General features: G+C 72.4%; 12 protein-coding genes and 1 pseudogene. 3 read left to right on the plus strand and 10 right to left on the minus strand.

From position 1 onward, the window contains the following. From EYA84_RS33490 to mraZ, 4 genes are all read right to left on the minus strand, one after another. On the minus strand, positions 1-190 hold a 190-nt coding region (locus tag EYA84_RS33490; protein WP_131053911.1), incomplete at its 3' end, for a hypothetical protein. Between the two features lie 3 nt (positions 191-193). After that, positions 194-802 (minus strand): septum formation initiator family protein, encoded by a 609-nt coding sequence (locus EYA84_RS16215; RefSeq protein WP_131053912.1) that lies wholly within the window; start codon positions 800-802, stop codon positions 194-196. Beyond that, positions 799-1,902 carry a 16S rRNA (cytosine(1402)-N(4))-methyltransferase RsmH gene (gene rsmH, locus EYA84_RS16220; RefSeq protein WP_131053913.1) on the minus strand — a complete coding sequence of 368 codons (1,104 nt, stop codon included), beginning with the start codon at positions 1,900-1,902 and terminating at the stop codon, positions 799-801. The genes EYA84_RS16215 and rsmH overlap by 4 nt, the downstream gene beginning before the upstream one ends. 177 nt (positions 1,903-2,079) lie before the next feature. After that, positions 2,080-2,511, minus strand: coding sequence for a division/cell wall cluster transcriptional repressor MraZ (mraZ, locus tag EYA84_RS16225; RefSeq protein WP_131053914.1), 432 nt, complete (start codon positions 2,509-2,511; stop codon positions 2,080-2,082). A 354-nt stretch (positions 2,512-2,865) separates the two neighbouring features. On the opposite strand from mraZ, the gene EYA84_RS16230 reads away from it, so the two are divergent. From EYA84_RS16230 to EYA84_RS16240, 3 genes are read left to right on the plus strand one after another with little or no spacing between them, the layout of a single operon-like run. After that, on the plus strand, positions 2,866-4,113 hold the full coding sequence (locus EYA84_RS16230; protein ID WP_131053923.1) for a MurT ligase domain-containing protein: 1,248 nt from the start codon (positions 2,866-2,868) through the stop codon (positions 4,111-4,113). Further along, on the plus strand, positions 4,103-4,822 hold the full coding sequence (locus tag EYA84_RS16235; protein WP_131053915.1) for a type 1 glutamine amidotransferase: 720 nt from the start codon (positions 4,103-4,105) through the stop codon (positions 4,820-4,822). Before EYA84_RS16230 ends, EYA84_RS16235 begins: the two co-directional genes overlap by 11 nt. After that, positions 4,819-5,532, plus strand: coding sequence for a TVP38/TMEM64 family protein (locus EYA84_RS16240; RefSeq protein WP_131053916.1), 714 nt, complete (start codon positions 4,819-4,821; stop codon positions 5,530-5,532). Before EYA84_RS16235 ends, EYA84_RS16240 begins: the two co-directional genes overlap by 4 nt. A gap of 459 nt (positions 5,533-5,991) precedes the next feature. Here the strand turns inward: EYA84_RS16240 and leuS are convergent, their stop codons facing one another. The 6 genes and pseudogenes from leuS to EYA84_RS16270 form a co-directional block, all read right to left on the minus strand. Next, positions 5,992-8,826 (minus strand): leucine--tRNA ligase, encoded by a 2,835-nt coding sequence (leuS, locus tag EYA84_RS16245; protein WP_131053917.1) that lies wholly within the window; start codon positions 8,824-8,826, stop codon positions 5,992-5,994. A 231-nt stretch (positions 8,827-9,057) separates the two neighbouring features. Beyond that, a complete protein-coding gene (mnhG, locus tag EYA84_RS16250) occupies positions 9,058-9,408 on the minus strand; it encodes a monovalent cation/H(+) antiporter subunit G (RefSeq protein WP_131053918.1) in 351 nt (116 codons plus the stop codon). Continuing rightward, positions 9,405-9,662, minus strand: a complete 258-nt coding sequence (locus tag EYA84_RS16255; RefSeq protein ID WP_131053919.1) for a monovalent cation/H+ antiporter complex subunit F — start codon at positions 9,660-9,662, stop codon at positions 9,405-9,407. Before EYA84_RS16255 ends, mnhG begins: the two co-directional genes overlap by 4 nt. Further along, complete coding sequence (locus tag EYA84_RS16260) at positions 9,659-10,114, minus strand: Na+/H+ antiporter subunit E (RefSeq protein WP_131053920.1); 456 nt, start codon at positions 10,112-10,114, stop codon at positions 9,659-9,661. The genes EYA84_RS16255 and EYA84_RS16260 overlap by 4 nt, the downstream gene beginning before the upstream one ends. Further along, positions 10,111-11,574, minus strand: coding sequence for a proton-conducting transporter membrane subunit (locus EYA84_RS16265; RefSeq protein WP_131053921.1), 1,464 nt, complete (start codon positions 11,572-11,574; stop codon positions 10,111-10,113). The genes EYA84_RS16260 and EYA84_RS16265 overlap by 4 nt, the downstream gene beginning before the upstream one ends. Positions 11,575-11,684: 110 nt before the next feature. Next, positions 11,685-11,990 (minus strand): annotated as a pseudogene (locus EYA84_RS16270) (sodium:proton antiporter); the annotation flags it as partial. Between the last annotated feature and the right edge of the window lie 24 nt (positions 11,991-12,014).

The raw sequence follows: 12,014 nt of genomic DNA on the forward strand, positions 1-12,014 counted from the left end.
GGCTGCGCCGCTGCTCGGCCCGGCCGCCGCCGTCCCGGACGGTGCGCCCCCGGGGGGTGTACGCGCGGGCATCGGAGATGCCGCCGATACCCGGCTCGCCGCCGCGCTCGTCCGGTGCACCCCCGTTACGGGAAGAACCGCGCCGGGAGCCTGTGGCGTCCCGGCGCGGTTCGTCTGATCTCGAGGGCACGGCCTACCCCTCCGAGCCCTGCTGGCTGGTGATCGACACCTGCCCGCTGGCCGGCTGCGGCACGCCGATCATCTTGCCGTCCGGCAGCCGGATGTACGCCAGCTCGCCCGACTCGACCAGCCCCAGACGGCGGGCCTGGGCCTCCAGGTTGCCCGGCGACTCCGACTCGGCGATCTGCTTCTTCAGCTGCTGCTGCTCCACGTCGAGCTTGGCCTGCTGCTGCTGGAGTTCGTCGAGCCGGAACGCATTCTCGTTGATCTTCGTGTTGACGGCCAGGATGCCGAGCACTCCACCGACGACGAGCACCACCACGAGCGCCGCGAACGGTGCCCGGGGCACCCGCACCGGCGGCGGCGGGGCGACCCGCAGCCGCGGCGACTCGGCCCTCTCCGGCTTGCCGGTGTCGGCCCGTTCCACCGGACGCAGTGCGGCGCTGCCCTGGACGGGAAACTCGCGCGCCCCCCGGGCGCGAGTGTCGTCCAGCCGGCTCACCCGGTCCTGCCGCCGGGTGTCGTTCCCGGCTACTCGGGTCCGCTCCGCCGCGATCCGGCCCCCCGACCGCGGTGTGCGCTGCCCGACGCCGGCGACGTCCCGACGCTTGCTCACATTCATATTCCCTCCCCCTCTTCGTCCGTGTCCCCCGGCGTCCGCCGCGGTCCCCCTCCGGTTTCCGCGGCCGACCCCGTCCCCGGTTGGTGCATCGCCTTGACCCGGCGCCGGTACCGTTCGCGGTCGGTACGCCCCTGGTGCCGGGCCTGCGGGTCGATCCGTTCCGCCGCCCGTAGCCGCACCGATGCGGCTCGCGGGTTGGCGGCGACCTCCCTCTCCCCGGGCAGCTCCGCGCCCCGGCTGAGCAGCCGGAACGTCGGCTCCGACCCGGGCAGTTCGACCGGGAGGTCGACCGGGCCCGTACTGCGGACCCGGCCGGCGAGCGCCTGCTTGGTGAGCCTGTCCTCCAACGAGTGGTAGGACAGGACCACCATGCGACCGCCGACGGAAAGTGTGTCCAGAGCGGCCGGCAGCGCCGTCTCCAGCACTGCCAGTTCTCTGTTTACCTCGATCCGTAAAGCCTGAAACGTTCTCTTTGCCGGGTGTCCCCCGGTTCGCCGGGCCGGCGCCGGGATCGACTCCCGCACCAGCTCGGCCAGACGCGCCGACGAGGTGATCCGGCCCCGGTCCCGTTCCCGGATGATCGCCGAGGCGATCCGGCCGGCGAACTTCTCCTCGCCGTACACCCGCAGCACCCGGGCCAGGTCCGGGTGCGGATAGGTGTTGACCACCTCCTCGGCGGTCACCCCCCGGGTCTGGTCCATCCGCATGTCCAGCGGCGCGTCCTGTGCGTACGCGAACCCGCGGTCGGGCGCGTCGAGTTGCAGTGAGGAGACACCGAGGTCGAAGAGCACACCGTCCACGGACGGGTAGCCCAACCGGTCCAGCACCTCGGGCAACTCGTCGTAGACCGCGTGTTCCAGATGGACGCGATCGGCGAACCGGGCCAGCCGTACCCGAGCGTGTGCGAGTGCCTCGGTGTCCCGGTCCAGGCCCACCAGGATCGTCTCCGGATGCGCCTGCAACACCGCCTCGGCGTGCCCGGCCAGGCCGAGCGTCGCGTCGACGTGGACCGTACGGCCGCCTCGACCCAGCGCGGGGGCGAGCAGCTCGAGACACCGCTCAAGCAGCACCGGCACATGCGTGCCGCGTAGCTCCCCCATGTCGCCCCCCACTGGTTGAACCGGTCTCGTTGTCGCGTCCTGCTCGTCGGACGACGCCGTGCCGTCGTACCGCCAGATCCCCATCCGCTCTCGACTCGTGCGCCTGGCACCGGGGAAGGGATGCCAGGAACTCGAAAGCGGCTGGAGATCTCGCAGTACGTCGGGCGTCGCCACGCCCTACAGACCGCCTGGCAGCACCCCCTCCTCGATGTCGGCGAAGTCGTCTTCGCTCTCGGCGAGGTAGGTCTCCCAGGCGACCTTGTCCCAGATCTCCACCCGGGTGCTCGCGCCGATGACCACCAGGTCCCGGTCGAGCCCCGCGTAGCTGCGCAGGTGTGCCGGGATGGTCACCCGGCCCTGCTTGTCGGGTATCTCGTCGTGCGCGCTGGCGAAGAAGACACGGCTGTAGGCCCGGGCCGCCTTGTGCGTCATCGGCTGCGCGCGCAACTGCTCCGCGATGTGCTGGAACTCAGGCGTCGGAAAGACGTAGAGGCAGCGCTCCTGCCCTTTGGTGATCACGACACCCCCCGCCAGCTCATCCCGGAACTTCGCCGGAAGGATCAACCGGCCTTTGTCGTCCAGGCGCGGAGTGTGGGTGCCGAGAAACATCGGCCCAACCCCCTCGCCCTTTAACGGCGTTCGCGCGCCGTTGACCCCCCGGGCCGGTGGGCCCCTCCCGGCCCCACCAATGCGCCCCACTCTACTCCACTTCCCTCCACCCGCAACCAGAATCGACCGCGCGGCGCGTCGCCGCGCGCCACAAAACCGCACGTCAGCCGGGGTGGAGCGGAGTGGAGGGCGGCGGGGCGGCGGACGTGGTCCGCTATCCGACATAGATCCACTCGGGCCGGTCCGGACGCCCACCGCCCCGCTCACCGACGAAGTGGACAGAACGGAACACCCTCGGCGGCGATCTGAGGGGTGGTCTGGTCCGGTAACCTCGCTCGCGTGACGGACGCGAAGATGCCCCTACGGGCGAAGGTGGCCAGCTCCGTGTCACGGACCGCCGCAGCCCTGTCGCGGGCTGCGGGCCGTGGCGACGGCTCGGTGATCGGTGGCTGGATCGGCCTGAAGATCGACCCGGACCTGCTGGCACACCTCTCCGCCGGACGGGCCATCGCACTGGTCTCCGGCACCAACGGCAAGACCACCACCACACGGCTGGCCGCCGCCGCCGTCGGCGTGCTCGGCCGGGTCGCCACCAACTCCTTCGGCGCCAACATGCCCACCGGGCACACCTCGGCCCTGGCCAAGGCGGGCAGCACCCCGTACGCGGTGCTGGAGGTCGACGAGCACTACCTGGCGCAGGTGATCGAGGCGACCGAGCCGCACGTCGTGGCGCTGCTCAACCTCTCCCGCGACCAGCTCGACCGGGCCAAGGAGGTCGCCATGATGGCGCAGCTCTGGCGCGCGGCCCTGGTCCGCCACCCGGACATCCGCATCGTGGCCAACGCCGACGACCCGATGGTGGTCTGGGCGGCCACCCCCCCGGCCGCCCACGACCAGCGGATCACCCCACCGCACGTCACCTGGTTCTCCGCCGGGCAGCGGTGGCACGACGACTCGTGGGTCTGCCCCGAGTGCGGCTCGACCATCCAGCGCTCCGGCGAGCAGTGGTGGTGCAGCGGCTGCCCGCTGCGCCGCCCGCAGCCGCAGTGGACGGTCGACGACGAGGGCGTCCTCGACCCCACCGGCGCCTGGTACAAGGTGAAGCTCCAGCTTCCCGGCAAGGTCAACATCGGTAACGCGGCCACCGCGCTGGCCCTGGCCGCCGAGTTCGGCGTACGCCCGTTCGACGCGGTCCCCCGCCTCGGCGACGTCACCTCGGTCGCCGGACGGTACGCCCAGGTCGAGCGGGACGGTCGGCTGGTCCGGCTGCTGCTGGCGAAGAACCCGGCCAGTTGGCTGGAGGCGTTCGACATGGCCGAGCACACCGCGACCCTGCTCTCCATCAACGCCCGCGACCCCGACGGGTTGGACACCTCCTGGCTCTTCGACGTCGACTTCGCCCCGCTACGCGGACGTCAGGTGCTCATCACCGGCGACCGCGCGTACGACCTGGCGGTCCGGCTGGACGTCAACGGCGTGCCGTTCCAGCACGTCCGCACGTTCGACGACGCCATCCGGGCGGTGCCGCCGGGGCGGCTGGAGGTCATCGCGAACTACACCGCCTTCCAGGACATCCGAGCGGAGTTGGACCGTGTCAACTGAGACCCTGCGCATCGTCTGGATCTACCCCGACCTGCTCTCCACCTACGGCGACCGGGGCAACATGCTGATCCTGGCCCGGCGGGCACAGCAGCGTGGCTTCCCGATCGAGGTGCTGGAGGTCCGCTCCGACCAGCCGATGCCCACCACCGCCGACATCTACCTCATCGGCGGCGGCGAGGACGGCCCGCAGGCGCTCGGCGCCCAGCGGCTGCTCACCGACGGCGGCCTGCACCGGGCGGTCGCCCAGGGCTCGGTGGTGTTCGGCGTCTGCGCCGGATACCAACTGCTCGGCACGTCGTTCTTCGCCAAGGGCACCCAGTACCGCGGCCTGGAACTGCTCGACCTCTCCTCCGACCGGGGCGAGACCCGGGCCGTCGGCGAGCTGGCCGGTGACATCGACGCCCGGCTGGGTCTGCCTCCGCTGACCGGCTTCGAGAACCACGGCGGCCGTACCCGTCTCGGTGCCGAGGTCTCCCCGCTGGCCCGGGTCACCGCCGGGATCGGCAACGACGGCGCCACCGAGGGCGCGTGGCGCGGCAAGCTGCTCGGCACGTACTCCCACGGTCCGGCGCTGGCCCGCAACCCGGCCCTGGCCGACCTGCTGCTGCGCTGGGCCACCGGCGCACAGCAGCTTCCGCCGCTCGACGACACCTGGGCCGACCGGTTGCGGGCCGAACGTCGGGCCGCGGTGGCCGCCGCCCGGGCATGACCCCGGCCGTCCGGCGGCTCACACGGTACTGGCGATCGGTGCAGCCGGTCGCCACCACACCGTCGGTCGTCCGGTTCGGCCTGCTGCTACTCCTGATCGCCGGGTTCGGGGTGACCCTGATCCTGGTCCCCCACCCCGACCCGACGGCGCTGCCGCAGTTCGGCGACCGACTGGGCGGTCTCGCCCCGGTCGCCGGAGTCCTCGGCGGCGCGCTGCTGCTGGTGGCACTGGTCCCCCGTACGTTCATCACGCTCGCCGCGGGCGCGCTCTTCGGCGCCCTGGAGGGTGCCGCGTACGCGCTGGGGGCCGCCCTGCTGGCGGCGGCGATCGGCTTCACCGTCGGCCGGGTGCTCGGGCGGGAGTTCGTCGCCGAGCGCGTCCGGGGCCGGTTGGCCCGACTGGATCGCTGGTTCACCCGGCAGAGCGTGCTCGGGGTGATCACCGTACGGCTGCTGCCGATCTCCGGCTACGGCCTGGTCAGCTACGGCTACGGCACCACCGGCGCGCGAATACTGCCGTTCCTCGTCGGCAGCGTGATCGCCTCCGCCCCGTCGGCGTTCGGCTACGCCGCCGTCGGCGCCGCCGTCACCAGTCCCGGCGAGGTCAACTGGCTCGCCGCCACCCCCGCCGCGCTCGGCTTCATCGCCAGCGCGGTGCTGCTCACCCGCTGGTGGCTCGCCGAACGCCGACGCCGCACCACCCAGATGTAAGGAGGGGTCCCCTGCTAACGCCTCGCGTATAGCAGGGGACCCCTGCTAACAACTCGGCAAGCGCGATCGTGCCGCGCCCCCGCTCTCGCCGCATCGCGCTCCATGATCACGCTCGATCCTGGATCGAGTGGCCTCGGTGTCAGCACGAGACCACTCGATCCCGGATCGAGCACGACCTTGCGACGAGTCGCCGCACCCCGGGAACTCGAAGACGCCGCCTTCGTAGCGCCGGAGCGTGCGGCACGTCTTCTTCCCGCCCACGTGGCCCCACGGGTGCCCGCCGCAGCGCCGGCTCGCACCGCACGCGCGCCCGCATACCGTGCACTGGAGGGCTCGGCCGCCGCACCGAGCACGGCGTTCGAACGTTAGAAAGGGTCCCCTGCTATGCACGAGGCGTTAGCAGGGGACCCTTCCTTTCACCAACAACAGCTCACCTACACCAACAGCTCGCCAACAGCGTCAGGCGACGACGGACACCATCCGGCCGGGGATCACGATGACCTTGCGCGGTTCCTTGCCGGCCAGCACCCCCGCCACCGCTGCCAGCGCGGCGGAACGCACGTCGTCCTCGGCGGCGTCGGCCGGCACCTCGACCCGGCCCCGGACCTTGCCGTTGACCTGCACCGGGTAGGTGACGGTCTCGGCGACCAGCAGCGCCGGGTCGGCGACCGGGAAGTCCGCGTACGTCAGGGAGGTCTGGTGACCCAGCCGCCGCCACAGTTCCTCGGCGATGTGCGGGGCCAGCGGCGCCACCATCAGCACCAGCGGTTCGGCCACCTCGCGCGGGGTCGTCGCCAGCTTGGTCACCGCGTTGGTCAGCTCGATCAGCTTGGCGATCGCGGTGTTGAACCGGATGCCCTCCATGTCGCCCCGGACGCCGTCGATCACCCGGTGCAGCAACTGGCGGGTCTGTTGGTCGGCCGGTTCGTCGGTGACCCGCGACTCGCCGGTCTGCTCGTCGACGACCGCCCGCCAGACCCGCTGCAGGAACCGGTACGAGCCGACCACCGCCCGGGTCTCCCACGGGCGGGACACCTCCAGCGGCCCCATCGACATCTCGTAGACCCGGAACGTGTCGGCGCCGTACGCGGCGCACATCTCGTCCGGGGTGACCACGTTCTTCAGGGACTTGCCCATCTTGCCGTACTCGCGGTTGACCTGGACGTCGCCCAGGAACCAGTCGCCGTCGCGCTCGACGACCTCTTCGGCCGGGACGTAGGCGCCCCGGGCGTCGGTGTACGCGTACGCCTGGATGTAGCCCTGGTTGAACAGCTTGCGGAACGGCTCGAACGACGACACGTGCCCCAGGTCGAACAGCACCTTGTGCCAGAACCGGGCGTACAGCAGGTGCAGCACGGCGTGCTCGGCGCCGCCGACGTACAGGTCCACGCCACCGCAGTCGCCCTCGCCGCGCGGCCCCATCCAGTACCGCTCGTTCTCCGCGTCGACGAACCGTCCCTCGTTGGTCGGGTCCAGGTACCGCAGCTCGTACCAGCAGGAGCCGGCCCACTGCGGCATCACGTTGGTCTCCCGGGTGTACCGCTTCGGCCCGTCACCCAGGTCCAGCTCGACCTCGACCCAGTCGCGGCGGCGCGACAGCGGCGTCTCCGGGTCGCTGTCGGCGTCGTCGGCGTCGAAGGTGCGCGGCGAGAAGTCGTCCACCTCGGGCAGTTCGACCGGCAGCATCTCCTCCGGCAGCGCGATCGCGGCACCGTCGGCGTCGTAGACGATCGGGAACGGCTCGCCCCAGTACCGCTGCCGGCTGAACAGCCAGTCCCGCAGCCGGTAGGTCACCGCGCCCCGACCGGCGCCGGTGGACTCCAGCCAGGCGATGATGCGGGCCTTGGCGTCGGCCACCCCCAGTCCGTTCAGGTCCAGGTCGCGGTCGGGCGCGGCGCTGTTGATCGCCGGCCCCTCCCCGGTGTACGCGGTGCCGTCGAAGCCCTCCGGCGGCTGCACGGTACGCACGATCGGCAGCTCGAAGAGATCGGCGAACTCCCAGTCCCGCTCGTCCTGCGCGGGTACCGCCATGATCGCGCCGGTGCCGTAGCCGGCCAGCACGTAGTCGGCGATGAAGATCGGCACCTGCCCACCGGTGACCGGGTTGACGGCGTACGCGCCGATGAAGACGCCGGTCTTCTCCTTGGTGTCGGCCTGCCGCTCGACGTCGGTCTTGGCCGCCGCCGCCTTGCGGTACGCCTCGACGGCTGCCCGGGGATCGGTGTGCCCACCGGTCCACGCGTCCCGGGTCCCCTCCGGCCAGGCCGCCGGCACCAGCGCGTCGACCAGCTCGTGTTCGGGTGCCAGCACCATGTAGGTGGCCCCGAAGACGGTGTCCGGCCGGGTCGTGAACACCCGGATCGGCGCGGTCGGGGTCGGGAAGTCGATGTGCGCACCGGTGGATCGGCCGATCCAGTTGCGCTGCATCAGCTTGATCGGCTCCGGCCAGTCCAGCTTGTCCAGGTCGTCCAGCAGCCGGTCACCGTACGCGGTGATCCGCATCATCCACTGCTTCAGGTTGCGCTTGAAGACCGGGAAGTTGCCGCGCTCGGAGCGACCGTCGGCGGTGACCTCCTCGTTGGCCAGCACCGTGCCCAGCCCGGGGCACCAGTTCACCGGCGCCTGCGACACGTACGCCAGGCGGTGGTCGTCGACGATCGCGCGACGCTCGGCGGACAACAGCTCGGCCCACGGGCGGCCGTCCGGGGTACGCCGGGTACCGCCGGCGAACTCGGCGATCAGCTCGCTGATCGGGCGGGCCCGACCGGCCTGGCGGTCGTACCAGGAGTTGAAGATCTGCAGGAAGATCCACTGAGTCCAGCGGTAGAAGTCGGTGTCGATGGTGGCCACCGAGCGCCGCTGGTCGTGGGCCAGTCCCAGCCGCCGCAGCTGCTCCCGGTACCGCTCGATGTTCGCCTCGGTGGTCGTCCGGGGGTGCGTGCCGGTCTGCACCGCGTACTGCTCGGCGGGCAGGCCGAACGCGTCGAAGCCCATCGCGTGCAGCACGTTGCGCCCGGCCATCCGCTGGTAGCGGGCGTAACAGTCGGTGCCGATGTAGCCCAGCGGGTGCCCGACGTGCAGTCCCGCGCCGGACGGGTACGGGAACATGTCCAGCACGTACAGCTTCTCGGCGCCGGAGCGCGGGTGGGCCGGGTCGGCCAGCGGGCCGGACGGGTTCGGCGCGTGGAAGCTGCCCTCGCGTTCCCAGTGATCCTGCCAGCGGCGTTCGATCTCGTCGGCCAGCACGGCGGTGTACCGGAACGGTGGGGTGTCGTTGGCGGCTGCCTCGGTCATGGCCTTCTCCTCGCGTCGACCGGCGGGGTCTTCTCCGTGCTGGCTGGTCTCGTGTCCGTGCTCGGCGGCCCGCCCCGGGCCCCGGCGGGCACGAAAAAGCCCCTCGCGCAGGAGGGGCCGCCGTGCTGTCGCGCCGTCAGCGCATCAGCACGGCTCGGTAAGAAGCAGGAAGACTCCGGCCATGACCGGCAGTGTACCGCGACCCCTCGGGCACCGCCGCCCAGTACCCCGTCAGCCGGTGTCGGGGCGACCGTCGCCGACCCGGCCGTCGAGCTCGTCGTAGCGGGTGATCGGGGCCAGCGGCGCACCGGCCCGGTACGCCGCGCGGGCCAGCGCGTAGCCACCCACCGGGGCGGTGAACAGTTGCAGGCCGACCGCCACCAGCACCACCACGGCGGTACGCACGCTCGGGATCAGCAGCAGCACCCCGAACAGCACACAACTGAGGCCGAGGCTGGCCGCCTTGGCGACCGCGTTCATCCGGTGGTAGACGTCGGGCAGGCGGACCAGGCCCACCGCGCTGATCGAGATCAGGACGGTGCCGAGCAGCAGCAGCGCCCAGGCCAGTGCCGTGCGGATCACCGCTGCCCCCGGTGCACCAGCCGGGCCATCGCCACCGTGGCCAGGAAACTCACCAGCGTCCCGGTGAGCACCAGGTCCAGCAGGTCCGGCGCGTCCAGCCGGGCGGCGAGCACCGCCAGGGCGGCCAGGAAGACGAAGAAGCCCAGGTCCAGCGCGGCGGCCCGGTCGGCGTCGGTCGGTCCGCGTACCAGCCGGCCGATCACCACCGCCATCGCGCACGCCAGGACCACCAGCACCACGTCCAGCAGGATCATCGCGACCTCCACGTCTCGGGCGGGTCGTTCTCGGACGGACCACCGTCGTCGGAGGAGCCGTCGTCGGGTCGGCCGCCGCCGGCCGGGTGCGTGGCCGGGCGGATCGCGGCGAGCACCCGCCACTCCAGTTCGGTGACCTCGCGGCGGAACGCGACCGGGTCGGCGGCGTACACGCCGTGCACCCAGAGGGTCGCGGGCTCCCGCCGGATCGCCAGGGTCAGCGTGCCCGGGGTCAGGCTGACCGCCAGGGCCACCGCGGCGACCTCGACGTCGGTGCCGGCCCGTAGCGGCACCCGCACCACCGCCGGTTCCAGTCGCGACCCCGGCGTGAGGATCTCCCACGCCACGGCCAGGTTCGCCTGCACCAACCGGACCGCGAAGTAGCCGGTGAACCGTAGGATCCGGCCCAGGCGTACCACCGTCCGGCGGGCCAGCGCCGGTGTCGCGCTCATCGCCCGGTCACCGCCCGCACGTAGCCGGCCGGGTCGCGGAGTCCGTCCGCCGCCGTCTCCGCCACCGTCAGCAGCGGCTGCGCGGCCAGCCCCGCGACCAGCGAGAGCACGGCCAGGGCCAGCGGCGGGGCGACCAGCGACCGCCCGATCCGGCCGGTGACCGCGTCGGTGGCCGGCTCACCGGTGAACAACGCGCTCCAGATCTTCAGCATGGAGAGCAGGGTGACCAGGCTGACCAGCACCGCCACCGTCATCGCCCACCACGCGTCGACCTCGGCGGCGGCCCGCAGCAACAGGAACTTCGCCAGGAAGCCGGAGAACGGCGGCAGTCCGGCCAGCGATAGCGCCGCACCGGCGAAGGCCAGGGCCAACGCGGGGCGCTGCACGGCGAGGCCACCGGTGCCGTCCAGCCGGTCGGTGCCCCGGCCGGCGCGTACCGCCGCCGCGCAGAGCAGCAGCGCCGCCTTCACCAGCACGTACTGGGCCAGGTAGTACACCGCCGCGGCCAGGCTCGCGGCGGTGAACAGCGCCACGCCGAGCAGCACGTAGCCGATCTGGCTGACCATGTGGAAGACGAGGATCCGGCGCATCGAGCCCTCGCCGACCGCGCCGAGCACGCCGACCACCATCGACAGCAGCGCCACCACGCCGAGCAGCCAGTGGTACGCCGGGTCGCCGCCGTACACCACCGCGTAGATCCGGATGACGGCGTAGAGACCCACCTTGGTCAGCAGGCCGGAGAAGAGCGCCACCACCACCGGCGAGGCCACCGGATAGGTGCGGGGCAGCCAGTCGTGCACCGGGACCAGCGCGCTCTTGACGCCCAGGGCGAGCAGCACCACGCCGCCGGCCACCGCCACGGCCGGCTCGTCGCGGGCCGCCCCGGCGAGGTCTCCCAGTCCGACCGCTCCGGTGGTGCCGTAGACCAGCGCGACTCCGCCCAGCAGCAGGGTGGAGCCGAGCAGGTTCGTCGACACGTACACCCGGCCCGCACCGCCGCGCCCGATGCCCCCGGCGAGGCTCAACAGCACGTACGAGGGCACCAGCATGACCTCGATCAGCACGAACAGGTTGAACAGGTCGGTGGTGAGGAACGCGCCGTACGCCCCGGCCGAGAGCACCAGCACCAGCGGCAGGAAGTACGGGCGGCGGTCGTCGCCGGAGCCCACGGCCGACACCAGACAGCCGAGCACCACCACCGCCGACACGGTGACCAGCAGGGCGCCGAACGCGTCGGCGGCGAGGCTGATGGCCACCGGTGGCGGCCAGCCGCCGACCCTCAGCACCGGGATGTCCCCGGCGACGGTGGTGGTCACCAGCAGCGCCACGCCCGCCGACAGCACGGCGACGGTGGTGACCAGTGCGGCGACCCGGTGCGTCCGGAGCCGCCCCGGCAGGGCGAGCAGCCCACCGGCCACCAGCAGGGGCCCGGCGACGGGGAACAGGAGCAGCAGGGTCACCGCCGTACCCCGTCCGGTCCGGTCGGTGCCGGACCACTCTCGGGATCGCCGTCCCCGGCACGCTCGTCGGCGTCGGTCTCGCCCGGGCCGTCCGGGTCGGTGACGCCGCCGGGGCCGTCGGCGTCGGCGTCCGGGTCCGCGGAGCCCCGACGCAGCAGGCCGAGCAGGTGCACGGTGACCCCGAAGGTGATCACGATCGCGGTCAGCACGAACGCCTGCGGCAGCGGGTCCGCCGTGTCCGGGCCCACCTCACGGACCGGCGCCGTGCGGCGGCCGAGCCCGCCGGCGGCCAGCAGCACCACGTTGACCGCGTGGCCGAGCAGGACGAAACCCAGTACCACGCGCAGGTGTCCGGGCCGGACCAGCAGGAACACCCCGGCGGCGACCAGCGTGCCGACGAGCACGGCGGCGCTCATCGGGCGGCGCCGACGGGCGGGGCG

Origin of the sequence: Verrucosispora sp. SN26_14.1, from assembly GCF_004307965.1 — a bacterium.
In the GTDB taxonomy this organism is placed as follows: domain Bacteria; phylum Actinomycetota; class Actinomycetes; order Mycobacteriales; family Micromonosporaceae; genus Micromonospora.

Bases quoted from the DNA above. Each gene is read 5' to 3' on its own strand.
- EYA84_RS16215 (WP_131053912.1), bottom strand. From the start codon at position 802: ATGAATGTGAGCAAGCGTCGGGACGTCGCCGGCGTCGGGCAGCGCACA.
- rsmH (WP_131053913.1), bottom strand. From the start codon at position 1,902: ATGGGGGAGCTACGCGGCACGCATGTGCCGGTGCTGCTTGAGCGGTGT.
- mraZ (WP_131053914.1), bottom strand. From the start codon at position 2,511: ATGTTTCTCGGCACCCACACTCCGCGCCTGGACGACAAAGGCCGGTTG.
- EYA84_RS16230 (WP_131053923.1), top strand. From the start codon at position 2,866: ATGCCCCTACGGGCGAAGGTGGCCAGCTCCGTGTCACGGACCGCCGCA.
- EYA84_RS16240 (WP_131053916.1), top strand. From the start codon at position 4,819: ATGACCCCGGCCGTCCGGCGGCTCACACGGTACTGGCGATCGGTGCAG.
- leuS (WP_131053917.1), bottom strand. From the start codon at position 8,826: ATGACCGAGGCAGCCGCCAACGACACCCCACCGTTCCGGTACACCGCC.
- EYA84_RS16255 (WP_131053919.1), bottom strand. From the start codon at position 9,662: ATGATCCTGCTGGACGTGGTGCTGGTGGTCCTGGCGTGCGCGATGGCG.
- EYA84_RS16260 (WP_131053920.1), bottom strand. From the start codon at position 10,114: ATGAGCGCGACACCGGCGCTGGCCCGCCGGACGGTGGTACGCCTGGGC.